22 protein-coding genes are annotated in these 24,917 nt (G+C 69.0%); 9 read left to right on the top strand and 13 right to left on the bottom strand.

Translation table 11 applies throughout. The annotated features are described in order from the left end of the window. Positions 1-90: 90 nt before the first annotated feature. A complete protein-coding gene (locus tag MAAFP003_RS06410) occupies positions 91-1,434 on the top strand; it encodes a macrolide-binding ATPase MABP-1 (protein ID WP_096285414.1) in 1,344 nt (447 codons plus the stop codon). On the opposite strand, the gene MAAFP003_RS06405 is transcribed toward MAAFP003_RS06410, so the two are convergent. The 3 genes from MAAFP003_RS06405 to MAAFP003_RS06400 form a co-directional block, all read right to left on the bottom strand. After that, a complete protein-coding gene (locus tag MAAFP003_RS06405) occupies positions 1,431-1,700 on the bottom strand; it encodes a WhiB family transcriptional regulator (RefSeq protein ID WP_096285413.1) in 270 nt (89 codons plus the stop codon). The genes MAAFP003_RS06410 and MAAFP003_RS06405 overlap by 4 nt on opposite strands. 141 nt (positions 1,701-1,841) lie before the next feature. Further along, complete coding sequence (locus tag MAAFP003_RS29075) at positions 1,842-1,991, bottom strand: hypothetical protein (RefSeq protein ID WP_165796287.1); 150 nt, start codon at positions 1,989-1,991, stop codon at positions 1,842-1,844. A gap of 131 nt (positions 1,992-2,122) precedes the next feature. After that, complete coding sequence (locus MAAFP003_RS06400) at positions 2,123-4,234, bottom strand: ATP-dependent DNA helicase UvrD2 (protein ID WP_165796317.1); 2,112 nt, start codon at positions 4,232-4,234, stop codon at positions 2,123-2,125. A gap of 164 nt (positions 4,235-4,398) precedes the next feature. Between MAAFP003_RS06400 and mrx1 the strand changes: the two genes are divergently transcribed. Beyond that, complete coding sequence (mrx1, locus tag MAAFP003_RS06395; protein ID WP_096285401.1) at positions 4,399-4,653, top strand: mycoredoxin Mrx1; 255 nt, start codon at positions 4,399-4,401, stop codon at positions 4,651-4,653. A 65-nt stretch (positions 4,654-4,718) separates the two neighbouring features. Continuing rightward, positions 4,719-5,360, top strand: a complete 642-nt coding sequence (locus MAAFP003_RS06390; protein WP_096285399.1) for a sensor domain-containing protein — start codon at positions 4,719-4,721, stop codon at positions 5,358-5,360. A 4-nt stretch (positions 5,361-5,364) separates the two neighbouring features. Here the strand turns inward: MAAFP003_RS06390 and nudC are convergent, their stop codons facing one another. From nudC to MAAFP003_RS06370, 4 genes are all read right to left on the bottom strand, one after another. Continuing rightward, positions 5,365-6,288 carry an NAD(+) diphosphatase gene (nudC, locus tag MAAFP003_RS06385; RefSeq protein WP_096285397.1) on the bottom strand — a complete coding sequence of 308 codons (924 nt, stop codon included), beginning with the start codon at positions 6,286-6,288 and terminating at the stop codon, positions 5,365-5,367. 57 nt (positions 6,289-6,345) lie between these two features. Then, positions 6,346-7,416 carry a potassium channel family protein gene (locus MAAFP003_RS06380; protein ID WP_096285395.1) on the bottom strand — a complete coding sequence of 357 codons (1,071 nt, stop codon included), beginning with the start codon at positions 7,414-7,416 and terminating at the stop codon, positions 6,346-6,348. Between the two features lie 89 nt (positions 7,417-7,505). Then, complete coding sequence (locus MAAFP003_RS06375) at positions 7,506-10,790, bottom strand: ATP-dependent helicase (protein ID WP_096285393.1); 3,285 nt, start codon at positions 10,788-10,790, stop codon at positions 7,506-7,508. Next, positions 10,787-13,900: an ATP-dependent helicase gene (locus MAAFP003_RS06370; protein ID WP_096285391.1), complete on the bottom strand. Its 3,114-nt coding sequence runs from the start codon at positions 13,898-13,900 to the stop codon at positions 10,787-10,789. Before MAAFP003_RS06370 ends, MAAFP003_RS06375 begins: the two co-directional genes overlap by 4 nt. Before the next feature lie 79 nt (positions 13,901-13,979). Between MAAFP003_RS06370 and MAAFP003_RS06365 the strand changes: the two genes are divergently transcribed. Next, positions 13,980-14,765 (top strand): alpha/beta fold hydrolase, encoded by a 786-nt coding sequence (locus MAAFP003_RS06365; protein WP_096285389.1) that lies wholly within the window; start codon positions 13,980-13,982, stop codon positions 14,763-14,765. Between the two features lie 2 nt (positions 14,766-14,767). Beyond that, a complete protein-coding gene (locus MAAFP003_RS06360) occupies positions 14,768-15,073 on the top strand; it encodes an MGMT family protein (protein WP_096285387.1) in 306 nt (101 codons plus the stop codon). Here MAAFP003_RS06360 and MAAFP003_RS06355 read toward each other — a convergent pair. From MAAFP003_RS06355 to MAAFP003_RS06345, 3 genes are all read right to left on the bottom strand, one after another. Continuing rightward, the gene (locus tag MAAFP003_RS06355; RefSeq protein WP_090600798.1) at positions 15,070-15,924 is read right to left on the bottom strand and encodes a TIGR02569 family protein; all 855 of its coding nucleotides are present in this window, start codon (positions 15,922-15,924) and stop codon (positions 15,070-15,072) included. The two genes, MAAFP003_RS06360 and MAAFP003_RS06355, sit on opposite strands and share 4 nt — an antisense overlap. A 54-nt stretch (positions 15,925-15,978) precedes the next feature. After that, a complete protein-coding gene (gene moeZ, locus MAAFP003_RS06350) occupies positions 15,979-17,172 on the bottom strand; it encodes an adenylyltransferase/sulfurtransferase MoeZ (protein WP_096285385.1) in 1,194 nt (397 codons plus the stop codon). Positions 17,173-17,253: 81 nt separating this feature from the next. Next, positions 17,254-18,291 (bottom strand): DUF3152 domain-containing protein, encoded by a 1,038-nt coding sequence (locus MAAFP003_RS06345; RefSeq protein ID WP_096285384.1) that lies wholly within the window; start codon positions 18,289-18,291, stop codon positions 17,254-17,256. Between the two features lie 196 nt (positions 18,292-18,487). Here MAAFP003_RS06345 and fasR point away from each other — a divergent pair, with 196 nt between their 5' ends. Beyond that, entirely contained in the window at positions 18,488-19,174 is a 687-nt protein-coding gene (fasR, locus tag MAAFP003_RS06340) for an HTH-type transcriptional activator FasR (protein WP_096285382.1), read from the top strand. On the opposite strand, the gene MAAFP003_RS06335 is transcribed toward fasR, so the two are convergent. Further along, a complete protein-coding gene (locus tag MAAFP003_RS06335) occupies positions 19,161-19,433 on the bottom strand; it encodes a DUF3107 domain-containing protein (RefSeq protein ID WP_096285380.1) in 273 nt (90 codons plus the stop codon). The genes fasR and MAAFP003_RS06335 overlap by 14 nt on opposite strands. Positions 19,434-19,630: 197 nt before the next feature. Here MAAFP003_RS06335 and MAAFP003_RS06330 point away from each other — a divergent pair, with 197 nt between their 5' ends. After that, positions 19,631-20,401 carry an MmpS family transport accessory protein gene (locus tag MAAFP003_RS06330; protein ID WP_423790883.1) on the top strand — a complete coding sequence of 257 codons (771 nt, stop codon included), beginning with the start codon at positions 19,631-19,633 and terminating at the stop codon, positions 20,399-20,401. A gap of 3 nt (positions 20,402-20,404) precedes the next feature. On the opposite strand, the gene MAAFP003_RS06325 is transcribed toward MAAFP003_RS06330, so the two are convergent. Continuing rightward, complete coding sequence (locus MAAFP003_RS06325; RefSeq protein WP_096285376.1) at positions 20,405-21,100, bottom strand: ferritin-like fold-containing protein; 696 nt, start codon at positions 21,098-21,100, stop codon at positions 20,405-20,407. Positions 21,101-21,347: 247 nt separating this feature from the next. Here MAAFP003_RS06325 and MAAFP003_RS06320 point away from each other — a divergent pair, with 247 nt between their 5' ends. Both MAAFP003_RS06320 and MAAFP003_RS06315 read left to right on the top strand, forming a co-directional pair. Continuing rightward, on the top strand, positions 21,348-22,853 hold the full coding sequence (locus MAAFP003_RS06320) for a DEAD/DEAH box helicase (RefSeq protein WP_096285374.1): 1,506 nt from the start codon (positions 21,348-21,350) through the stop codon (positions 22,851-22,853). 14 nt (positions 22,854-22,867) lie between these two features. Then, a complete protein-coding gene (locus MAAFP003_RS06315) occupies positions 22,868-24,079 on the top strand; it encodes an Rv3212 family protein (RefSeq protein WP_096285372.1) in 1,212 nt (403 codons plus the stop codon). 3 nt (positions 24,080-24,082) lie between these two features. On the opposite strand, the gene MAAFP003_RS06310 is transcribed toward MAAFP003_RS06315, so the two are convergent. Further along, a complete protein-coding gene (locus MAAFP003_RS06310) occupies positions 24,083-24,883 on the bottom strand; it encodes a ParA family protein (protein ID WP_096290914.1) in 801 nt (266 codons plus the stop codon). Positions 24,884-24,917 lie beyond the last annotated feature (34 nt).

Here is a 24,917-nt window from a genome sequence, read left to right as displayed (position 1 = left end):
GAGTGGCCGGGCACGTGCGGCCCGACGTGACCGCCGGTCGAGCTGACACCCCACTGTTGCCAAGATCAAGCCCGGGGCGGCCGCGTCGTCATGGATGATGGATATGTGTCTGAGATTAAACGGGGTCGGGCGGCGCGCAACGCGAAGCTGGCCAGTATTCCGGTCGGCTTTGCTGCGAGGTCCGCGCTGGGCTTAGGTAAGCGGCTGACCGGCAAGTCGAAAGACGAAGTCCAGGCCGAACTGCTGGAGAAGGCTGCCAACCAGCTTTTCCAGGTGCTGGGCGAACTCAAGGGCGGGGCGATGAAGGTCGGCCAGGCCCTGTCCGTGATGGAAGCGGCCATTCCCGAGGAGTTCGGTGAGCCCTACCGGGAGGCGCTGACCAAGCTGCAGAAAGACGCTCCGCCGTTGCCCGCCGAGAAGGTGCACCGGGTACTTGACGCGCAGTTGGGCACCAAGTGGCGGGACCGGTTCAATTCGTTCGACGACACCCCGGTGGCTTCGGCCAGCATCGGCCAGGTGCACAAGGCGCTGTGGTCCGACGGCCGCGAGGTGGCCGTCAAGATCCAGTACCCGGGCGCCGACGAGGCCCTGCGGGCCGACCTCAAGACGATGCAGCGGATGGTCGGGGTGGCCAAACAGCTTGCGCCCGGCGCCGACGTCCAAGGCGTGGTTGACGAGCTGATCGAACGCACCGAGATGGAACTCGACTACCGGCTGGAGGCCGACAACCAGCGCGCGTTCGCCAAGGCGTATCACGATCATCCGCACTTCGCGGTGCCGCGCGTGGTGGCCAGCGCACCCAAGGTCGTGGTCCAGGAGTGGATCCAGGGTGTGCCGATGGCCGAGATCATCCGCCACGGCACCGTCGAGCAGCGCGATCTGATCGGCACCCGGCTCCTCGAACTCACCTTCGACGCCCCGCGCCGGTTGCAGATGCTGCACGGCGACGCGCACCCGGGAAACTTCATGCTGTTGGCCGACGGCCGGATGGCCGTCATCGACTTCGGCGCCGTCGCGCCGATGCCCGGTGGCTTTCCAATCGAACTCGGGATGACCATCCGGTTGGCCCGCGACAAGAACTACGACCTGCTGTTGCCGACGATGGAAAAGGCCGGCTTCATCCAGAAAGGCCAGCAGGTGTCGGTGCGCGACATCGACGACATGCTGCGCCAGTACGTCGAACCGGTCGAGGTGGAGGTTTTCCACTACACCCGCAAGTGGCTGCAGAAGATGTCGGCCGTCGAGATCGACCGATCGGTGTCGCAGATCCGGACGGCCCGGCAGATGGATCTACCGCCCAAACTGGTGATCCCGATGCGGGTGATCATGTCGGTGGCCGCGATCCTGTGCCAGCTGGACGCTCACGTGCCGATCAAGGCACTGACCGAGGAACTGGTCCCCGGTTTCGCCGACCCCGACGTGGCGGCCGTCTAGGCAGCGACCGCGTCCTTGCGCGGGCGTCCGCGCGGACGTTTGTAGCTCACGACCGAGCCCCGATCGAATATCTCGCCGCCCCACACGCCCCACGGTTCGGCACGGTCCAGCGCCGCGGCCAGGCACTGTCGCCGGACCGGGCAGTCCGTGCAGAGTGTCTTGGCGCGCTCCAGGTCGGCCGGGGCGTCGGCAAACCATAGATCGGGATCGCCGGCGTGACATGGCAACGCCGGCGCGGGCTGTCTGGGGACTGTCTGTGCCGACATGTCCTGCTCACCTGCTTCCTGGTCGGGTGTCCTTCTTCGGTGATCCGAACCAGGTTGCGGGCTTTGAAAGATTTCAGCCCCGAAAACTATGGCCACGGATCCTTGTGACTTCGGGTCCGTGGCCATTTGAAAACCGGGTGGTTACGTACTTCCCCGATCCACGAACGCGTCAGTCGCGGCGGCGGCGCGATGCTTAGCACCGGCCGCCTTTACGGCGGCGTGGGCGGCATGGAGGGTCCACGCGGACAGCACCGCGCCGGCCACGCCTACCTCAAACGTGTCGTTGATCATCGTGGCCACCTCCTCTCGCCTGGGCGCATGCCGGCGTCGCGCCGGCAGCAGATTGCGTTTCCGAGAGTAGATGTTAGCCCACGGCGCTGGCAACCGATTTTCTGACCTGCGCGTTTGGCGTCGGGAGACGATCAGGCGCGGCCGCGCACCAACTCCAGCACGTCGGCTCCGTACTGCTCGAGTTTGCGCGCGCCGATACCCGGGATCGCGATCAGCGCCGCTTCGTCGCCGGGCAACAGTTCGGCGATCGCGATCAGCGTGTTGTCGGTGAAGACGACATACGCGGGCACCTTCTGCTCCTTGGCGACGTCCAATCGCCACTGTCTGAGCCGCAGCAACAATGCCTCGTCGATGTCGGCCGAGCATGTCTCGCAGCGGCGCAGCATGACGGCCGCCGGGGTGGTCAGGTTGTTGTTGCAGATCCGGCATCGCGACGCGCCTTGCTTGCGCCGGGATTTGCCCGGCGCCGGGTCGACGCGCGCCTGCGGTGCAATGCCGTTGAGAAACCGCGACGGCTTGCGGGTCTGCCGGCCGCCCGGGCTGCGCGACAGCGCCCAGGACAGCGCCAAATGCACTCGGGCCCTGGTGATTCCGACATACAGCAGGCGACGCTCTTCCTCGACCGGTTCGCTCTCGGCGCCATGGGCCAACGCGTGCGAGATGGGCAGCGTGCCGTCGGCCAACCCGACCAGGAACACCGCATCCCATTCCAGCCCCTTGGCGGCGTGCAACGACGCGAGCGTCACGCCCTGCACCACCGGCGGATGGCGCGCGTCGGCCCGGACCCGCAGCTCGGTCACCAAGGCCGGCAGCTCCAGCTGCGGGCGCTGCGCCACCTCGTCGTCCACCAGCTCGGCCAGCGCGGACAGCGCCTCCCAGCGCTCCCGGGCGCGGGTGCCGTCGGGTTCGGCGGCGGTCAGCCCCAGCGGCTCCAGCACCGCGCGGACCACGTCGGGCAGTGGCTTGTCCAGGGGCCCCTCGGCGCGGCGCTCGGCTGCCCGGCGCAGGGCCACCATCGCCTGCCTGATCTCCTGGCGGTTGAAGAAGCCCTCGCCGCCGCGAACCTGGTAGGCGATGCCCGCTTCGGTCAACGCTTCCTCGTAGATCTCCGACTGTGCATTGACGCGATAGAGCACCGCGATTTCCGATGGCGCGGTGCCGGATTCGATCAGCCCGCCTATCGCCTTCGCGACCGCGGCCGCCTCGACGGTTTCGTCGGGATGCTCGCTGAACGTCGGGGCCGGGCCCGGCGCCCGCTGACCCGACAGCTGCAGCTTGCTGCCGGCCACCCGACCGCGGGCCGCCGCGATCACCTGGTTGGCCAGCGAGACCACCTGCGGGGTGGAACGGTAATCACGCTCCAGGCGCACCACCGTGGCGTCCGGGAACTGCCGCGAGAAGTCGAGCAGGAAACGGGGCGAGGCGCCGGTGAACGAGTAGATGGTCTGGTTGGCGTCGCCGACGACCGTGAGGTCGTCTCGATCGCCCAGCCATGCCGACAGCACCCGCTGTTGCAGCGGGGTGACGTCCTGGTACTCGTCGACCACGAAACAGCGGTAACGGTCGCGGAACTCCTCGGCGACCGCGGCGTCGTTCTCGATCGCGGCCGCGGTGTGCAGCAACAGGTCGTCGAAGTCGAGCATCGTCACCGATTCGTCGCGGACCTTGAGCGCCTCATAGGCGGTGTAGACGTCGGCGACCTTCTTGGCGTCCAGCGGGATGTCGCGGCCGGCGGCGGCGACCTCGCTCGGATACGCCTCGGGGCTGATCAGCGAGGCCTTGGCCCATTCGATCTCGCCGGCCAGGTCGCGCACGTCGTCGGTGCTGACATTGAGCCGTAGCCGGCTGGCCGCGCGGGCCACGACGGCGAACTTGGTGTCCAGCAGCTGCCAGCCGGTGTCGCCGACCACCCGCGGCCAGAAGTAGCGCAGCTGGCGGTGTGCGGCCGAGTGGAAAGTCAGGGCCTGCACGGCGCCGACGCCCGATCCGGTCTGGGTATTGGCGTCCAGCGTCCGCAATCGCGAGCGCATCTCGCCCGCCGCGCGCTGGGTGAAGGTGACCGCAAGCACCTGCCCTGCGGCGACATGGCCGCTCGCGACGAGCTGGGCGATGCGATGCGTGATGGTGCGGGTCTTGCCTGTTCCGGCACCCGCGAGCACACAAACCGGTCCGCGCGGCGCCAGCACGGCCTCACGCTGTTCGTCGTCCAGCCCGGCGGTCAGTGGATCGGCGACCATGGGCATGCCGTCCATCTTGGCAGCGGTTGCCGACAAACCGGGTGTTTCGCCACGCCGTAGGCCCGGGCGCCCGCTACACGCAACGCATCGTCGGCGGGCCCAGCCAAACTGCCCGCCTCCTCAGCGCCCGCTACACGCAACGCATCGTCGGCGGGCTACGTTATCGGGTTATGAGCAACGCTCCGATTACCGTCTACACCACGTCATGGTGTGGCTACTGCCACCGGCTCATGACCGTGCTCAAGTCCAACGGAATCCCCTACGAGACGGTCGACATCGAACACGATTCGGCGGCCGCCGAATTCGTCGGTTCGGTCAACGGCGGCAACCAGACCGTGCCGACGGTCAAGTTCGCCGACGGGTCGACGCTGACCAACCCGAGTGCTGCCGAGGTGAAAGCGAAGCTGGCTGAGGTCGCCGGTTAAGCACTCGGCCTGAACACGCACGCTTGGCCGCAGCGGCGCAGCGGAGCGCCCTACCATCGGAACACATGGGATCGAATTCCGGGCGCGGATTCTGGCCGGCCGCCATCGCCTGCTGCACGATGCTGGTGATGACGGGCTGCTCGCATTCGAGCACCCCGTCCAAATCCCACACCGCCACGCACGTCGACGACATGATTGTCAGCATCGACGAGGTCCGACAAATCGCCAAGACGGACGATCTGAGGCCGCGCGCCAAGGTGGACACACATAAGCCGGCCCCCTCCGATGCCAGCGCTCCCGCGCCGTGCCGGGCAGTGGGACACAACGAGCTCACCTTCGGCAGCAACTGGACGGAGTTCCGCAGCGCGGGCTATCACGGGGTCACCGACGACATACAGCCAGGCGGCAATGCGATGGTCAACGGAGTCACTCAGGCGGCCGCACGATACGCGACCCCCGATGCGGCGCAGAACGCGTTGCGTCAGCTGGAATCGTCGCTGCGGGCGTGTGTTGCCCTACACGACCCCAACTACGCCTTCGCTTTCGACAAACCCGATCCCTCGACCCTGAGACTCAGCGCCGACCAATGGAGCCACCTGTACCGCACCGAGTCGGCGGTGCTGGTGTCGGTCGGCGTGGTGGGTCTTGAAGCCTCGGATCAGATCGCGAATTCCGTCCTGAAGATCATCACCGATCGCATCAACTAGCGCGTCAGTCGAGCTCCGCCCAGGATTCGATGATCACCCGCGCAATCGAAATCGAGCCTGGCAGAAGCAGTTTCGAGTCTGCTGAACTGCTCCAGTCGCCGGCGGCAAGTGCCGCGCGCACCTCGTCGCGGGTAAACCAGGCCGCCTCGGCGATTTCACCGTCGTTGAACGAGAACTCCTGGTCGGGGTCGCCCAACGCGTGGAAACCGACCATCAGCGAACGAGGAAAGGGCCACGGCTGGCTGCCCAGGTAACGAACATCGGTGACGTTCAGGCCGATTTCCTCGCGGATCTCGCGGACCACGCAGACCTCGAAAGACTCTCCGGCTTCGACGAATCCGGCCAGCAGAGAGAACATTCGCTCGGGCCACACCGCCTGGCGGGCCAGTACCGCGCGGTCGCCACCGTCGTGCACCAGACAGATGACCGCCGGGTCGATCCGCGGGAACTCTTCGTGCCCGGTGACGGGGTTGACCCGCGACCAGCCCGCCCGGGCCGGTTTCGTCGGGGAGCCGTCCACCGCGCTAAACCGCGCCCGGTCATGCCAATTCAGCAGCGCAACCGCCGACGCCACCAGCTGGCTGCTGGTGTCGTCGAAGATCGGGCCGAGGCTGCGCAGGTTCACCACCTCGGTCTGGACGTCCGGGTCCGCGGGTGCCTGCAGCGCTCCCCTGATGGCCCAGACGTGCTGGTCGTTCTCGATGCGGCCAAGGAAAACAGCATCGTGCGGCGGCTTTTCGCCCAGTTCGGCCGCCGCACCGAGCACCACCCGGCCGTTGGCGACCAGCACCTGGTTGCGCGAATCCACCCGCAGCACCGCCGCGTCTGCCCATCCGACGGTGGCCGCGTCGACATCGGTACGCAACTGATCGGCCCGGTCGGCGCCGACGCGCGAGAGCAGCGGAACACTGCTCAGCTGAAAGTCCACGCTATGCCTCCCGGTGCCGACTCGCCGCGCCCGGCTTCGCCGCGCTTGCGATCGTCACTAATGCCCCGCGTTTTTGATGTACAGCAGCCGGTCGGTGGCCTCGATCGCATCGACTTCGGGTGCACCGATGCGCAGCAGATGTCCGTCGCGCACGACTCCCAGCACGATGTCGCGCAGGTGACGCGGCGATCCGCCGACCTCACTCGCCTCCACTTCGCGTTCGGCGATGGCCAGCCCGGCGTCCGGCGTGAGCAGGTCCTCGATCATCTCCACCACGCTGGGCGTGGTGGTGGCCAGACCGAGCAGCCGGCCGGCGGTCTCGGAGGAGACGACGACCGAGTCCGCGCCCGATTGCTGCAGCAGGTGCGAATTCTCGGCTTCCCGGATGGCGGCCACAATTCGGGCCTTGGGCGCGATTTCGCGTGCCGTCAGGGTCACCAGCACGGCGGTGTCGTCACGGTTGGTGGCCACGATGATCGATGAGGCGTGCTGCGCACCGGCCAGCCGCAGTACGTCGGACTTGGTGCCGTCGCCGTGCACCGTGACCAGCCCGGCGGTGGTCGCGTGCTCGAGGGCGCTGCGATCCGTGTCGACGACGACGATTTCGCCCTGAGCGGCCTCGTCGCTGACCCGGGCGGCAACGGCACGTTTGCCCTTGGTGCCGTACCCGATCACGATGGTGTGGTTACGCACTCTGCTCCTCCAACGCTGGATTTTCCACCCCTGCCGGGACCGCTCGGAAAGCACCTCGAGCGTGGTTCCGACCAACACGACCAGGAACGCGATGCGCAGCGGGGTGAAGACAACGGTGTTGACCAGCCGCGCGGTTTCGGTAATCGGTGTGATGTCGCCATAACCGGTCGTCGACAGCGAGACCGCCGAGAAATACAGGCAGTCCAGGAACGTCAGCCGCCCGCCGCGCACGTCGCGGTACCCGTTGCGGTCGAGGTAAACGACAAGGGCGGCACCGAACAACACCAGCAGCGCGATGATCAGCCGGCGGGTGATGACGCGAGCGGGGCTGCCGTGGTCTTCGGGGATACGCAGCACGCCGACCAGCAGGTGACCGGGCTGGGTGGTCAGTCTCTCGTCGAGACCTCTCAGCCGTCGCAAGCTACCCTTGGGCACAGCGGTCCATCATTGGCTGGCCAACACCGCACGCCACACGCACGACTCACATGTAACCACGATCGCCGGTCGACAGACACTTGATCGCCTCAGACGGCGACATCACGCTCCCCGTGCGGGGCCAGCCGCGCCAGCTCGCTGAGATCGGGCAATTCGTCGGGGACCACGGTTGCGCCGGTGCGTACGTAATGGAACGCGGTGCGCACCGAGGACTCCGGGCATCCGGACAACGCCGCCCACGCCAGGCGGTAGACGGCGAGCTGAATGGCGGCCTGTCGCATCGCCTCGGAACCCCGCGGCGGTTCGCCGGTCTTCCAGTCCACGACCGTGGCGCCGCCGTCGGGTTCGGCGAAGACGGCGTCGATGCGCCCGCGCACGACCGTGTCGCCGATCGGCATCTCGAACGGGACCTCGACGGCGATCGGCGTGCGGGCGGCCCACCGCGATCGGGTGAATGCCTCCTGCAGCGCCGCCAATTCTTCGGTATGGCCGACATCGGCATCCGCCGCACCCGGCAGGTCGCCGAGGTCGAAGAGCCATTCGGTTCCGTAGAAATGTTGCACCCAGGAGTGAAAGGCATTGCCCAGCAATGCATGCGGATCCGGACGCGTCGGCAGGCGATGCACCAACCGCCGCACCGCGCCCTCGGGATCGCGGGCCAGGTCCACCAGGCCACTGACCGACAACTGGCTGGGCAGGGCGCGTTGCACTCGTCGTTCGCAGCGAGCACGCTCGGCCAGTAACGCATCGACGTCGGCACCCCAGCCGTCGACGTCCACACACTCTGTGGCCGGGGCCGCTATCGCCGCTTCCACCAGCGCTGCTCCACGTTCGACGTCGGTACGACGAGAGGCAAGAGGATCGGCGGGCCATATCGCTTCGATTGCATTGTCGCGCAATGGGTTCCGTTCACCGTCGGCGGGCGCCGGTGCCCACTGCTCCACCACGCCGCAGGGCTCGCCGACCGCGGCCGACCGGTCGATGACGTCCTTGAGTTCAAGCAGGAAGTCCGACGGCCCGCGGGGTTTGATTCCGGTGGGCCCCCAGTGATGACCGGAGACCAGCAGGGTGTCCTCGGCCCGGGTGATCCCGACGTAGAGCAATCGGCGCTCTTCGTCGACGCGCCGCTGCTCCAGCTGCCGCCGATGCTCGGCAATCTTGTCCGACAGCTGCTTTCGATTGGTGACGTCGGAGAGGTCCAGCACCGGGATGCCCAGCGAGCCCGCCGAGGCCCGATCGCCGCGCAACAACGGCGGCAGCTCGGCCGCGTCCGTCAGCCAGCTGCTGCGCGACGCGGTCGACGGGAACGTTCCGCCGGACAGGTGGGCCACCGCGACCACTTGCCACTCCAGGCCCTTCGCGGAGTGCACGGTGAGCACCTGGACCCGATCCCTCGCGACCGTCAACGGCGCAGGCGCCAAACCGTTTTCGACGATCTCGGCGGCGTCCAGATAGGCCAGCAGCCCCAGCACCGACGCCGTCGCCGAAACGTCGGTCGCGCAAGTGCGTTCCGCGTAAGCGGCGACCACGTCCGCGAAGGCATCGAGGTGTTCGGCGCCGGCCCAACCGCCATGGCCCGCGGCGGCACGGACCTCGCAGTCGACACCCAGCACCCGCCGCACCTCGGCGACCAGGTCGGGTAGCGAGTGACCCAGGTGGCCACGCAGGGCGCTCAGCTCGGCGCCCAGCGCGGCAATGCGCTGATACCCCGCAACCGAATACGCGGTGGCCGGACCGGGATCACCGATCGCGTCGGCCAGGCACGCGGTGTCGGCGTCGGGCCCCGCGGCCATCGCGATCGACTCGGCCGAGGACGCGTCGGCGGGTCGCCCCGCGCCGAGCGACGCGGCACGCTGCCAGAGTGCGGCGACATCCCGGCCGCCCAGGCGCCAGCGCGGCCCGGTCAGTACCCGCATCGCCGCCGCGCCGGCCGTGGGATCGGCGACCAGGCGCAGCATCGCCACCAGTTCGGCCACTTCCGGGATGGACAGCAGGCCGGCCAGCCCGACGACCTCGACCGGGATCCCGCGCGCGCGAAGGGCATCGGCGATGGGTGCGGCATCTGCGTTGCGGCGCACCAGCACCGCGGCGGTCGGCGGGTTAACGCCGTCGGCACGCGCTCGCTGGTAGTGCTCGTGCAGGTGGTCGGCGATCCACTCTCGTTCAGCCTGCGCGTCGGGAAGCAGCGCGGCGCGGACCGTGCCGGGCGGGGCGTCGGGCCGGGATCGCAGGGCGTGCACCGCCACCGACCTGCGTCGTGCCTCCGCCGAAATGGCATTGGCGATGTGCAGCGTGCTGGGCGGGTTACGCCAGCTGGTCCGCAGCTCCAGCACCGGCGCGGGAGTGCCGTCGGATTGCGGGAAGTCGGTGGTGAACCGGGGCAGGTTGGTTGCCGAAGCGCCGCGCCAGCCGTAGATCGACTGAACCGGATCGCCGACCGCCGTCAGCGCCAGCCCGTCGTCTTGAACATTGCAGCCACCGCCGAACAGGGCCGACAACGCGACGCGCTGGGCATGCCCGGTGTCCTGGTACTCGTCGAGCAGCACCACCCGGTAGCGGGTGCGCAGGTCCTCGCCGACTTGCGGGAAATTCGCGGCAAGCCTTGCCGCCGAGGCCATCTGCACACCGAAGTCCATGACCTTCGCGGTGCGCATCCGCTCCTGCAACGCGTCGAGCAGCGGTACCAGCTCGGTGCGTTCGGTTTGAGCGGACAGCAGCCGCAGTAGCCATTGGCTCGGCCCGCGGTCGCGCTGGTAGGGACCGGCGGGCAGGGCATGCACCAGCCGCTCCAGCTCGAGGTGGGTGTCACGGAGTTGGTCGGTGTCGACCAGGTGCTCGGTGAGCTGGCCCCACAGTCGCAGCACCATCGAGGTGATCGCGGCCGGTGACTTGTCGGTATGCAGCTGCCCGCCGTAGCCGTTCACCACGTCAAAGGCCAACTGCCACAGTTCGGTCTCGCTGAGCAACCGGGTGTCGGGCTCGATCGGCAGCAGCAGCCCGTAGTCGCGCAGCAGCGAGCCCGCGAACGAGTGATAGGTGCTGACAGCAGGGCTGCCCGCCGACTCCAGGATCCCCGGGCTGGCAGCGCCCAACCCGATACCGGCCAACCGGGCCAGCCGGGAACGGACCCGGCGCAGCAGCTGTCCGGCGGCCTTGCGGGTGAACGTCAATCCCAGCACCTGGCCGGGGTCGGCGTAGCCGTTGGCGATCAGCCATACCACCCGCGCGGCCATGGTCTCGGTTTTGCCCGCGCCTGCCCCCGCGATCACGACCAGTGGCCCGGGCGGCGCGGCGATGACCGCGGCCTGCTCGGCGGTCGGCGGGAAAAGTCCTAGGGCGCAAGCCAATTCGTCCGGACTGTAGCGTGGTTTCATGATGCCGCCCCGTCGAGGTGGGCGGGGCACGACGGCCGGACCGGACAATGCGAGCAACCGTCGTTGCGCCGGGCGACGAACTGCGGCCCGGCGGTCGCGTCGGCCGCGCGGGTGACGAGGTCGCGCCATTCGTCACGCCCGGCCGGTGTCAGTGGATCCTGCTCCCGGACGGTGGCGCCGGCTGTCCCGCTCTTGCCGACGTAGATCAGCCGGGCGCCGCCGGGCTCGTCCCCGCCGGGGATCAGGCCTTCGGCCACCGCCAGCTGATACATGGCCAGCTGAGCGTGCTGCTGGGCGTCGTCCTTGCTGACCGGGGTTTTGCCGGTCTTGATGTCGACGATCACCAGCCGTCCGGCCGCGTCGCGTTCCAGGCGATCGACCCGGCCGCGCAGCCGGGTTTCGCCGCCGTCGGCCCGGGGCGCGTCCAGGACTCCGTCGACGTCGACCTCGACGCCGACCTCCGTCAGTTCGCCCCGGGTGCGGGCCCGCCACTCGACGAACGCCTCGATCATGGCGCGATGGCGGGTCAGCTCGTTGGCCGAATGCCACCGCGCCTCGAAAGGCAAGTGCTCCCAGGCTCTTTCCAGCTCGACCAGCAGTTGCGTTTCGGTCTTGCCCGATTCGGCGAGCAACGCGTGCAGCCCCGAGCCGATCGTGGCCCGCAGCTCGCGCGGGTTAGTCCCGCCGTGCCGCTCGACCAGCCAGCGCAGCGGGCAGTCAGTCAGTGTCTGCAGCGTCGACGGCGTCAGCGTGACGGTATCGCCGCCGTTGCACAGCGGGTCGCTGGTGCTGACCATGGTCAGACCGTGCCAGCCGGACGGATCGGCGCCGGGCACACCGGCGGCGGCCAGCCGGGCCAATTGCGTTGCCGCACAATGGCGGGTTTCATCGTCGACGGCGCCGTCCGGTGCGCACACGACACCCCGCAACCGGCCGACCAGCGCGGTGGTCGACAATACGCGCGGGGCCGAAACGGGCAGCGCTACAACATGATCGGCGTCTTCATCGGCCCACTTCCCGAGCTCGAAGAAGAACGGCGAGGGTAGCGCGGCTCCGCCGTCCGCCCCACCGGTGTCGCTGTCGACCGCGGTCACCAGCAGCCGGCGCCGGGCCCGGCCCATTGCGGCCACCAGCAGCCGGCGTTCCTCGGCCAGCAGCGGGGCCCGTACCGAGGCGTCCGGACAGACACCGTCGACGACGTCGAGCAGGCGTTGTGTCGCCAGCACGCCGCCGCGCGGAACGGTGTTGGGCCACAAACCATCCTGCAGGCCGGCGATGACCACCACGTCCCATTCGTGTCCGAGCGCGGCGTGAGCACTGAGCACCTGGACCTGCTCGGCCGTCGATGCCGGCTCGGTCTTGACGCTCGGCAGCTGCAGCGCCGCGACGTGATCGAGGAGACCGCGCAACGACGCCGCGGGGGTGCGCGACACGTATTGATCGGTGACGTCGAACAATGCCGTCACCGCGTCCAGGTCCCTGGTGGCCTGGGCGCCGGCGGTGCCGCCGCGCTCGCTGGCCGCCAACCAGCGCCGCTGTAGACCGGACCGCTGCCAGGCCGCCCAGAGCGTGTAGCGCGGGTCTTGGCCGTCGCGGTGGCAGCGCGCGGCGGCGTCAAGGACCGCGCGAACCCGGCGCAGCGGGCGAGCCGGCGGCGGCGCGGCGTCCCCCAGCGCGGCCCCCAGCAGATCACCGAACCCGCCTGCCGCATCGGCGGGGTTGCCGCGCATCAGGGGTCGGCGCAGCTGCCGCCGCGAAACCGGGGCGACGCGACCGATGGGCCCGGGCAGCAATGCCAGCGCCTGGTCACCGTCGAGCACGTCGGCGGTCGCGGCCAGCACCGTGAGCATCGCCCGCACCGCGGGCTCCTCGCTCAGCGACCCGCTCACGGCGGGTGCGGCGACCGGCACCCCGGCGGCCGCCAGCGCGCGCGGCAACCGGGTTCCCGCTCGTGGCACCGACCGCACGATCACCGCCATCTGCGACCACGGCACGTCGTCGACCAGGTGCGCACGCCGCAGCGCGTCGGCGATCAGCGCGGCCTCCGCGTGCGCCGACGCCGCCAGCCGCAGCTGGACCGAACCCTCCTCGGCGCCGGTGCCGTCGATTCGCCGTCCCTCGCTGCTGCCGGGCAGCCGGCCCGCGATGCCGCTGACGGCGCGCGCGACCGCCGGTGCGCACCGATGCGACCGGGTCAGCGTCACCGCGGGGGCATCGCCATCCAGGAGCCCGGCCGGCTCGCCGCCCCGGAAGCCGAACACCGCCTGATTGGGGTCTCCGGCCAGCAGCGCCAGTTCGCTTCCCGCCGCCAGCAGCTGGACCAGCCGCGCTGCCTGCGGGTCGAGTTGCTGGGCGTCGTCGACCAACAGGACCCGGATGCGGGTGCGCTCGGCGGCCAGCAGCTCGGCGTCGACCGCGAACGCCTCCAGGGCGGCGCCCACGAGTTCGGCGGCACCCAGCGCCGGCGTCGTGGCTTGCGGCGCCGCGGTGCCCACCGCCGCGCGCAGCAGCATCACCTGTTCGTACTGCTGGGCGAACCGGCCCGCCGCGGTCCAGTCCGGTCGACGGCACAGCCGGCCGATGCGCTGTAGCTCTTGCGGGTCGACGCCGCGTTCCGCGCAGCGCGCCAACAGGTTTCGCAGTTCGGTGGCGAATCCCGCGGTGCTCAGCGCGGGCCACAGGTGCGCCGGCCATCCGGAGGTGCCCTCGCCCTCGAGGTCACCGGCCAGCAGCTCGCGGATGATGGCATCCTGTTCGGCGCTGGTGACCAGCCGCGGCGGGGCATCCCCGGCGCGCTCGGCCGCCCGCCGCAGGACGGCGTAGGCGTAGCTGTGCACGCTGCGCACGACCGGCTCACGGATCGCGGACCGACCCGGGCCGGTGGCACGCAGCAACGACATCGTCAAAGCACTGCGCTGGCGCATCCCGATCCGTCCCGAACCGGTAAGCAGCAGAACCGATTCCGGATCGGCACCGGCGTCGACCGCAGCGACGGCAGCATCGACCAGCAGGCTGCTCTTCCCGGTACCCGGACCGCCCAGGATCCGGATCGCGCCGCGAGCGCCCGGAGCCAGCACGGCGCTCGCCTCGGCACCCCACGTCAACGACATACCGGCATGACATCACGAGGGTCTGACAAGTCGGTCCGGCCAGGCCGGCGGTGTCCCCCGAGCCTGGCATCATCAACGCGTGACCACCGACCTTCACGTACACCGCATCGGTCCGGACGGCCCGGTGCAGATGCTCGCCCTGCACGGACTGACCGGACACGGCCAGCGGTGGCAGCAGTTGGGCGATCATCTGCCCGAAATCACCATTGCCGCTCCCGATCTGATCGGCCACGGCAGGTCGTCGTGGGCTGCGCCGTGGACCATTGACGCCAACGTCGCTGCGCTGGCCGCGCTGCTGGACGAGGCGGCCGAGGCGCCGGTGCTGGTCGTCGGCCACTCGTTCGGCGGCGGGCTGGCAATGAACCTGGCCGCGAACCGGCCGGACTTGGTGTCGGGTCTGCTCCTGCTCGACCCCGCGGTGGGCCTGGACGGCAACTGGACGTGGCAGATCGCCGAGGCGATGTTCTCCTCGCCCGACTATCCGGACCCGGCCGAAGCTCGCCAGGAAAAGGCAACCGGCTCTTGGGCCGACGTCGATCCGGACGTGCTCGACGCCGAACTCGACGAGCACCTGGTCCAGCTGCCCAGCGGGCGCTACGGCTGGCGGGTGAGCGTGCCGGCGATGATGTCCTACTGGAGCGAATTGGCCCGTCCCACCGTGCTTCCGCCGGCGGGCACGCCGACGACGTTGGTGCGCGCGGCGTGGACGTCGCCGCCCTACGTCACCGAGCAGCTCATCGCGGGTCTGCAGCAACGGCTGGGCGCCGATTTCGAATTGCTGACCTACGAGTGCAACCACATGGTGCCGGGCGCCAAACCGACCGAGGTCGCCGCGCTGATCCGCAAACAGCTGCGGGCCGGCTGACCGTGGCGCCGGTGACCGAGGATCAAGTCGAGCGGGTGCGCGCACTGGTCGCCGCGATCCCCTCCGGCCGCGTCTGCACCTACGGCGACATCGCCGCTGTCGCAGGGCTTTCCAGCCCGCGGATCGTCGGCTGGATCATGCGCACCGACTCCTCCGACCTGCCCTGGCACCGGGTCATCACCGCATCCGGGCGACCGGCTCGGCATCTGACGACGCGGCAACTGGAACTGTTACGCGCCGAGGGAGTGCTGTCCGTCGACGGCAGGGTGGCGCTCAGCGAAGTCCGCTACGAGTTTCCGCCGGACTAGAGCACCAGGCGGATCAGGGCCGCCGTGCGGGCCAGACCCGGGAATGCCTCGGCGGTAGACCGGGGATGCAGCGCATGCACCGCGAGACGAAACATCAACGCGCGCAACAACATCTGAGGCCACTCCGGCAGCGCGTTCCAGCGTTCGATCAGTCCGTCGTCGGCCTCACCCCAGGACAGCGCGTCGACCACGACCACACCGGCGGCCCACGACGCGGGCCGCCAGTAGGGCGTGATGTCGGTGATCCCCGGCGCGGCGGTGCCGACGAAGAGGACCGTCCCGTAGAGGTCTCCGTGCACCAGCTGGTTGGGGCTCTTGGTCGGCTTGCGCAACGTGGCCAGCTGGCCGATCAGCTCGACCGACCGCTCGGCGTCGGCGCTGGGCGGAGCGGTGCGCGCGCCGGGTGGAATCGACTGCAGTGGCCGCTCTTCCCAGGCGGACCGGTCGGCGGCGATGAACACGTCGACGTCCGACCACGGCGTGGTCGGTCCCTGGGTCAGGAATCGGGGGCGTTCGAGTTTGCCGGTGGCCTCGTGCAGCCGCACCGCCGCCGAGACGACTTCGTCGTGCCGGGGCTCCGGCGTACCGGCGACGAACGTGTCCGCCCGCCATCCGGAGACCACGTAGCGCCCGTCGGTCGAGCGCACCGGACGGGCCAGCCGCACCCCGTCGACGAACAGCGTTTCCCGCACTCGCGCAGACCAGGCCGCGCGCGCGTGGTCGGCAACGACCGACAGGACGACCTCGCCGCATCGCCAGCCGCCCTCCCAGCTGGCGCCCAGCGCGATGGGCTTGACACCGGCCAAACCAAACGCCGAAAGCACGTGCTCCGGCGGTGGTTCGACGCTCACGGGGGTTAGCCTACAAGTGCGACGATGCGGGTCCGCGCGACGCGCTGGCGTGCGTCAGTACATCACCATGTCGGGCTGCATCTGCTGCGCCCACGCCACGATTCCACCCTGCAAGTGCACGGCATCGGCGAAACCGGCCTTCTTCACCGCCGCCAGCGCCTCGGCCGAGCGCACCCCCGTCTTGCAGTACAGCACCGCCTTGCGGTCGTGCGGCAGCTTGGTCAGACCCTCGCCGGAGCTGATCAACGAGTTCGGGATCAGCTGGGCGCCGTCGATGTGATTGATGGCCCACTCAACCGGTTCTCGAACGTCGATCAGGGCCAGCTTCCTGCCCGAGTCCAGCAACGCGCGCAGCTCCGCCGGTGTGATCGTCGAGCCGGCGGCCGCCTCGGCGGCATCGTCGGAAATCGCACCGCAAAACGCCTCGTAGTCGATCAGTTCGGTGATCCGCGGCGTGGCGGGGTCTTTGCGGATCCTGATCGTGCGGTAGCTCATCTCCAGCGCGTCGTAGATCATCAGCCGGCCCAGCAGCGGTTCCCCGATGCCGGTGATCAGCTTGATCGCCTCGGTGCCCATGACCGACGCGATCGAGGCGCAGATGATGCCGAGCACGCCTCCTTCGGCGCACGACGGAACCATGCCGGGCGGTGGCGGCTCCGGGTAGAGGTCGCGGTAGTTCAGGCCGCGCTCGTTGCCGGCCTGATCGGCCGGGGCATCCTCCCAGAACACCGAGACCTGACCTTCGAAGCGGTAGATCGACCCCCAGATATAGGGCTTGCCGGCCAGCACCGCGGCGTCGTTGACCAGATACCGGGTGGCGAAGTTGTCGGTGCCGTCGATGATCAGGTCGTATTGGCTGAACAGCTCGACGGCGTTGCCCGCCTCCAGCCGGAACTCGTGCAGCCGCACCGCGACCAACGGGTTGATCGCGTGGATCGAGTCGCGGGCGGATTGCGCCTTGGCACGGCCGACGTCGGCGGTGCCGTGGATGATCTGACGCTGCAGGTTGGACTCGTCGACGACGTCGAAGTCGACGATGCCGATCGTCCCGACGCCGGCCGCGGCCAGGTACAACAGCGCCGGTGCGCCGAGCCCGCCGGCGCCGATCACCAGCACCCGCGCGTTCTTCAGCCGCTTCTGCCCGTCGACGCCCAGGTCCGGGATGATCAGATGGCGGCTGTAGCGCGCCACTTCGTCGCGACTCAGCTCGCCGGCGGCATCGACTAGTGGCGGCAACGATGTGGACACCGAATATCTCCTCGGTCAGCTTCGCGACTCAACGTCTCCAGTCAACGCTTCGGTTGCCGGCGACGCTTCCCCGAGGGTGTTTCAGGCGATCGGATACGGCCAGGGATTGAATCGGCAGGTCTTGCCGTCGGCCTTGACGTATTCCGGGTCGAACTTCGCGGCGTCGTCGTTGGAGGTGGAGAACGTCTGCTGCATCATCACCGGCGCCAACCCGCCCTGCTTGTCGCACGCCTCGTGGCGCACGTAGCCGATGGCGTGGCCGACCTCGTGGTCGATGACGTACTGCCGGTACGAACCGACGTCGCCCTCGAACGGCACGGCGCCGCGCACCCAGCGCGCCTCGTTGACGAACACCCGGGCCTGGCGCTCCGGGCCGTAGGCCGGGTTGTAGCAGGAGGTCTCCAGCCTGAACTCGTAGCCGCACCCCTCGCGCACCGTCACCGGCGACACCAGCGAAATCCGGAAGTCGGGTTTGGCCCCACTAGTTCCGTCGATCCTGACGAACGCGAACTGCGGATTGTGCGTCCAGCCCTTGGGGTTGGCCAGCGTTTGATCGACCATCGTGGCGAACGCGTCGTCACCGCCGAACATCGCGGGGTCCAAACCGTTCTCGACCTCGACGGTGTACCGGAACACCTTGGCGGTGCCCTGACCGATCTGCGGCGTGGTGCCGGGTACGACATGCCAGGTCTTGTCGCCGGCTTCGGTGAACGGACCGCCGTCCGGCAGCGTCCCGGCCGGCAGATTGGCGTCGAAGGTGGCCAGGCCGCGCGGCGGAGCGTCGAGGATCGCGGTGCCCACGGCCCCGATGGCCGGCGGGCCCTGGATGGTCGGCTTGGTCGCCGTCGGTTGCGGCGCGCCGACGCCGGTCACCGTCTGATAGATGACCACCGCGGTCAATGCCACCAGAACGGGCAGCGCATAGGCGCGCCAGCCGTAGGTGGAGACGAATCGGCCCAGCCACGATTGCTTGCGCCACTGGCGGGGACGGTCGCGATCGGCGCGGGCACGTCCGCTGCCGACCGCGACGGGATCCCGCAGGGCGCGAAGCGGCTCTCGCCACTCGTCGCGCAGCATCGGCACTCGACCGCTGCCGGGCACGGGCGGCTCGGACGTCATTGCCCCAGGATGGCACAGCCGCGACGCCGGGTGTCCCTGGCGCGCCCTAGGACACCGGTTCTCCCCTGCGCAGACGGTGCCGATGCCGGTCGCAGGTACACCATGGGTAGTAATGTCTGTGCGACGAGCGACGAGCGGCGCGCGGCGGGCCTGTCAATATCCGATGGTCAGTCGCCACAATTCAAATGAGGACCAAGTGAGCGATCTCGCCAAGTCGGCGGCACGACGTGCCGTCAGATCGGGTGACCGCGGTCGGCCGAGTGACGGCATAGCGACCTCGAACCGGCGGGGGAACCGGTTGCCGCGCGACGAGCGTCGCGGCCAACTGCTGATCGTGGCCAGCGATGTCTTCGTCGACCACGGTTACCACGCGGCCGGCATGGATGAGATCGCCGATCGGGCGGGAGTCAGCAAACCCGTTCTGTACCAACACTTTTCCAGCAAGCTGGAGCTGTATCTGGCGGTGCTCAATCGCCACGTCGACAACCTGGTGTCGGGTGTGCAGAACGCGTTGAGCACCACCACCGACAACCGGCGGCGGTTGCATGCGGCCGTTCAGGCTTTCTTCGACTTCATCGAGCACGACAGCCAGGGGTACCGGCTGATCTTCGAGAACGACTACGTCACCGAGCCCGAGGTCGCCGCGCAGGTACGGGCGGCCACCGAATCGTGCATCGACGCGGTATTCGCGCTGATCAGCGCGGACTCCGGCCTTGACCCGCACCGTGCCCGGATGATCGCGGTGGGCCTGGTCGGGATCAGCGTCGACTGCGCCAGGTACTGGCTGGACTCCGACCGCCCGATCTCGAAGTCGGATGCGGTCGACGGCACCGTCGCATTCGCCTGGGGCGGGCTGTCACACGTGCCGCTTACTCGCTCTTAGCGCGCTTACCGCTGGCGTGCGCGCCGCTGTCTGACCCGATTCCGAAGCCGACCCGACGGCCGTCGGCGGCACCGATCTCGACGTAGGCGATCTTGGCGGAGTGGATCAGATAGCGGCGGCCCTTCTCGTCGGTGAGGCCCAGCAGACTCGAGCCTTCCCGCAGCGCGGCACTCACGGCCTCCTCGACCTCGGCAGGCGTCTGCGCGCTGGAGAAGACCAGCTCGCGCGGACTGTCCGTGATACCGACCTTGACCTCCACGATGGCCCCTTCCGTTGCTATTCCGTCGCAGGCGTGTCAAGCAGCAGGTTAGTGGACGCGGCCGGGGCGCTCCGAGCAGAGGGTGACGGCGGGGAGTTCGCGGTAAGCGAAACGCTGCTGAACGGCAGATAACGATTGGCTCCCAGCCTGATCAAGGTGGCTCGCGGCGCCCCTTTTCGTCTTTTCACGTCAGTAACATCGGCATCATCAGACACACACTCGATGATCGCGCCGGCCTAGCTCGTGGCTTCGCCCACGACTACCCCGATGACGACGACTACGACGGAGCCGACTATGACGGCTACGACGATGACGAGTACGCCGAGGACGAGGACGCAGCCGACGAATACGAGTACGACGAGCTCAAGGAGCTCCTCTGGCCGATCGGCTCCTGGCGTCCGGCGGTCGCGCTGCTCGGCGCGGTGGTGGCGATCGGCGCGATCGCGACCGCGGTGATCATCAACAGCGGCGACAGCGCGTCGACGAAGGCCACCATCGCGCCGCCGGCCCCCACTACGTCCGCACCGCGGACCACCAGCCCGCCGAGCGCCACGCAACGCCCGGTGCCGAGCACGTCGCAAGCACCCCAGCTACCGCCGGAGACCGTCACCACGCTGAGCCCGCCGAGCGCGGCGCTGACGACTCCGCCGCTGGCCGTGTCGCCGCCCGCGGTCGTAGCCCCAACGGCCACAGTGAATCCCAGCACCATCTACTACAGCGTGACCGGGACGAAGACGCTGCTGGACCTGGTGAACGTCGTCTACACCGACGCCCGTGGCTACCCCCAGACCGAGTTCAACGTGTCGCTGCCCTGGACCAAGGTTGTGGTGCTGAATCCGGGGGTGACGACCCAATCGGTCGTCGCGACCAGCATCGTGGGCAAGGTGAACTGCGCGATCGTCAACGCGCAGGGTCAGGTCGAGGTGGCGTCGGCCAACAACTCGAACCTGGCGACCTGCACCAAGTAGGGCTCAGCCCAGACCGAGCTCGCGCATACGCCGCTCGTGTGTTTGCTGCAGACGCTCGAAGAACGCGCTGAGCTGACCCAGGCCGCCGGTGCCCGACACCACCAGGTCCACCAGCTCGTCGTGATCTGCCAACAGGTACTGGGCCTGGGTGAACGCTTCGCCGTACAGCCGGCGGGCCCACAGCGCTAACCGGCTGCGCTGTTTGCCGCTCGCGGTCACCGCGGCGCGTACCTCGGCGACGACGAACTGCGAGTGCCCGGTTTCCGACAGGGCCGCGCGCACCACGTCGGCGACCTCGTCGGGCAGCTTGTCGGCGATCTCTAGGTAGAGGTCGGCGGCCAGCGCGTCGCCGATGTAGGTCTTGACCAGCGCCTCCAGCCAGGTGCTGGGCATCGTCAGCCGGTGGTAGTTCTCCAGCGCCGACACGTACTTCGACATGGCCGAAACGACGTCGACGCCGCGGCTTTCCAGCGCGTCGTGCAGCAGCTCGTAGTGCTGCATCTCGGCGGCCGCCATGCTCGCCATGGAAATGCGTCCCCGCAGGTCGGGAGCCATCCGAGCCTCGTCAGTCAGCCGGTAAAACGCGGCCACCTCGCCATAGGCGAGCACTGCGAACAGCTCGTTGACGCCCGGATGGTCCGCGGTCAGTCCTACGGAAGGTGATTCGTCTACTTGGTCGGCAGAGGAGGCCGAAGTCATGGGCATCACTGTAGTCGGCAGACCTGGAAGAAGATGGGGATGAGCTGTCGACCAGCTATCATGCAGATTGATAGTGGCTGTATTTCTTTGCACCGCCGCTATCGGCGAAATGTGCGTGCACAGCTGGCCCGCCCCATCTCAGCAGGGCCCGGTGACTCAGCGACTTGGAGTCGGAACTCGTGCGCGCGTGACCCGCGAGAAAAACCGACCCAATCGAATAAGTCACCGAAAGGTACATCACCCACGCATGACTGCATTGACGAACAAAACTGAACCCACCTTCGCCGAACTCGGCGTACGCGACGAAATCGTCCGGGCGCTCGCCGAGAAGGGCATTGAGCACGCCTTTGCCATCCAGGAACTCACCCTGCCGATGGCGCTGTCCGGCGACGACGTCATCGGACAGGCCCGTACGGGTATGGGCAAGACCCTCGCCTTCGGCGTGCCGCTGCTGCAGCGCATCACCAACGGCGGCGACGCGCGGCCGCTCAACGGCACACCCCGCGCCCTGGTCGTGGTGCCCACCCGCGAGCTGTGCCTGCAGGTCACCGAGGACCTGGCCGCCGCCGCCAAGCACCTGACCGCCGACGAGGGCCGCCGCCTGTCGGTGGTATCGATCTACGGCGGCCGGGCCTACGAACCGCAGATCGACGCGCTGCGCACCGGCGCCGACGTCGTGGTGGGCACCCCGGGCCGGTTGCTCGACCTCGCCCAGCAGGGTCACCTGCAGCTGGGCGGGTTGTCGGTGCTGGTGCTCGACGAGGCCGACGAGATGCTGGACCTGGGCTTCCTGCCGGACATCGAGCGGATCCTGCGCCAGATCCCGGCCGACCGGCAGTCGATGCTGTTCTCGGCGACGATGCCCGACCCGATCATCACGCTGGCCCGCACGTTCATGGTGCAGCCCACCCATATTCGTGCCGAGGCACCACACTCGGCGGCCACCCACGACACCACCGAGCAGTTCGTCTACCGCGCCCACGCGCTGGACAAGGTGGAGATGGTCAGCCGGATACTGCAGGCCGAGGGCCGCGGCGCGACGATGATCTTCACCCGCACCAAGCGCACCGCCCAGAAGGTCGCAGACGAGCTGGCCGAGCGCGGCTTCAAGGTCGGCGCCGTGCACGGCGATCTCGGGCAGATCGCCCGCGAGAAGGCGCTCAAGGCGTTTCGGGCCGGCGACGTCGACGTGCTGGTGGCCACCGACGTGGCCGCGCGCGGCATCGACATCGACGACATCACCCACGTCATCAACTATCAGATCCCCGAGGACGAGCAGGCCTACGTGCACCGGATCGGCCGCACCGGACGCGCCGGAAAGACAGGTATCGCCGTGACCCTGGTGGACTGGGACGAACTGCCGCGCTGGACGGCCATCGACAAGGCGCTGAACCTGGGCTCCCCGGATCCGGCCGAGACCTACTCCAGCTCGCCGCACCTGTACACCGAGCTGGGCATTCCGGGCGAGGCCAGCGGCACCATCGGCGCGCCGAAGAAGTCGCCGGTCAAGCGCCGCGAGACCGAGCGCACCGAACGCACCACGACGTCGGAGAAGCCGGCGCGCGCCCGTTCGGCGAACCGGCGCCGCCGCACCCGCGGTGGGCAGCCCGTGAGCGGCCACCCGGCCGACAGCGACGGCGAAACCGCCGCGGAGACAGCCCCGGACGCGTCCGGCACCGGCAGTGCTAGCAGCAACAACCGTCGTCGCCGTCGTCGCCGCAAGCCGGCGGAAGCCACCACCAACGCCGGCTGAGCCGACGTCCAGGCATGGTCAAACCCGAACGCCGCACCAAAGGCGATCTGCTGGCCGCCGCGGCGATCGCGGCCGCCGTCGCCGCAATTGCCTCGCTGATCTGGTGGACCAGCGACGCCCGGGCCACGATCAGCCGGCCCGCCGCGACGCCGGCGCCCAACCCGGCCCCGGCCAAGCAGGTGCCGGCCGGCCTGAAGCAGCTGTGGACCGCGCCCAGCTCCGCCACCACGGCACCGGTGATCGTGGGCGGGACGGTGACCACCGGCGACGGCCGTGAGGTGGACGGCCGCGACGCCGGCACCGGCCAGACGCGCTGGACGTACTCCCGCGACACCGACCTGTGCGGCCTGTCCTGGGTCTACCACTACGCGGTCGCCGTCTACCGCGACGACCGCGGTTGCGGCCAGGTCAGCACCATCGACGGGACCACCGGCCGCCGGGGGGCTGCCCGCAGCAGCTACGCCGACCCGCGGGTGCGGCTGTCCTCGGACGGCACGACGGTGTTGTCGGTCGGCGATACCCGCCTGGAGCTGTGGCGCTCCGACATGGTCCGGATGCTGGCCTACGGCGAGACCGACGCCCGGGTGAAACCGTCGTCGCGGGGACTGCACTCAGGATGCAAGCTCTACTCGGGGGCGGCCAGCTCGTTGGAGGTTTCGGTGCTGGAGAGCTGCGGGAACCAGGGCGACCTGCGCCTGGCCCTGCTGCGCCCGGGCAAGGAAGACGACGAACCCCAGCAGCATCTCGTGTCCGAGCCCGGGATCAAGGCGAACTCGGGCGCTCGCGTGCTCACCGTCTGGCAAAGCAACACAGCCGTTTACCTGCCGGCGCCGCAGCCCCGGGTCGACGTGATCGACGAGATGGGCACCACGGTGGCGAGCACGCTGCTGCCCAAGGCGCCGACGGACTCGGAGGTGTCGCAGGCGGGCAACCTGGTGACCTGGTGGACCGGCGATTCGGTGTTGGTGTTCGAGGCAAGCACCCTGAATCTGCGCTACACCGTCGCCGCGGGCGACAAGACGGTCCCGTTGGGACCCGGCACCATGATGGCCGGCAAGCTGCTGATTCCGGTCACCGGCGGGATCGGCGTCTATGACCCCATGACCGGAGTCAATGAGCGCAACATCCCGGTGCAGCGGGCACCGAGCACCCGTGCGGTGGTCCCGGCGGTGTCGGGATCCCGGGTGTTCGAGCAGCGCGGCGACACCGTGGTCGCGCTGGGCTGACGGTTAAGCCTCGACGGAGAACGTCGGCAGCGGTTTGCCCGACTTCCAATGTTTGAGCAACGCCTGCGCCAGCGTGGAGTAGGCCAGCGCGCCCTTGTTCTTGCGTCCGGCCAGCACCGACGAGCCCGACGCGCTGGCCTCGGCGAAACGCACGGTGCGCGGGATCGGCGGTGCCAGCACCGGCAGGTCGTAGCGGTCCGCGACGTCGAGCAGCACATCGCGGGTGTGCGTGGTGCGCGAGTCGTACAAAGTCGGCAACGCACCCAGCAGCCGCAGGTTCGGGTTGGTGATCTGCTGGACATCGGCGACGGTGCGCAGGAATTGACCGACGCCGCGGTGCGCCAGCGTCTCGCACTGCAGCGGCACGATCACCTCGTCGGCGGCCGTCAGCCCGTTGAGGGTCAGCACCCCCAGCGACGGCGGGCAGTCGATGACGACGACGTCGAATTGGTCGGCGACTTTCGCCAGCGCGCGCTTGAGTGCGTACTCGCGCCCGGCCCGCATCAGCAGCATCGCCTCGGCGCCGGCCAGGTCAATGTTGGCCGGCAGCAGCGTCATTCCCTCCATCGTGGTGACCAGCGCGGCGCTCGGCTCGATCTCACCCAGCAGCACCTCGTGCACCGACACCGGCAACTTGTCGGGATCTTGACCGAGCGAGAAAGTCAGACAACCCTGCGGATCCAGGTCGACGAGCAGGACTCGCTTCCCCTTTTCCACCATCGCCGCACCCAGCGAGGCAACCGTCGTCGTCTTGGCGACCCCACCCTTCTGGTTGGCGACCGCCAATACCCGCGTCTCACTCACACCTGCCATCCTGGCACGTTCGGGGCCGGGTGCC

This window comes from Mycobacterium ahvazicum (assembly GCF_900176255.2).
GTDB classification, from domain to species: Bacteria; Actinomycetota; Actinomycetes; order Mycobacteriales; family Mycobacteriaceae; genus Mycobacterium; species Mycobacterium ahvazicum.
Note: the sequence above shows the minus strand (reverse complement) of the source record. Positions and strands in the feature narration are given on the sequence as shown.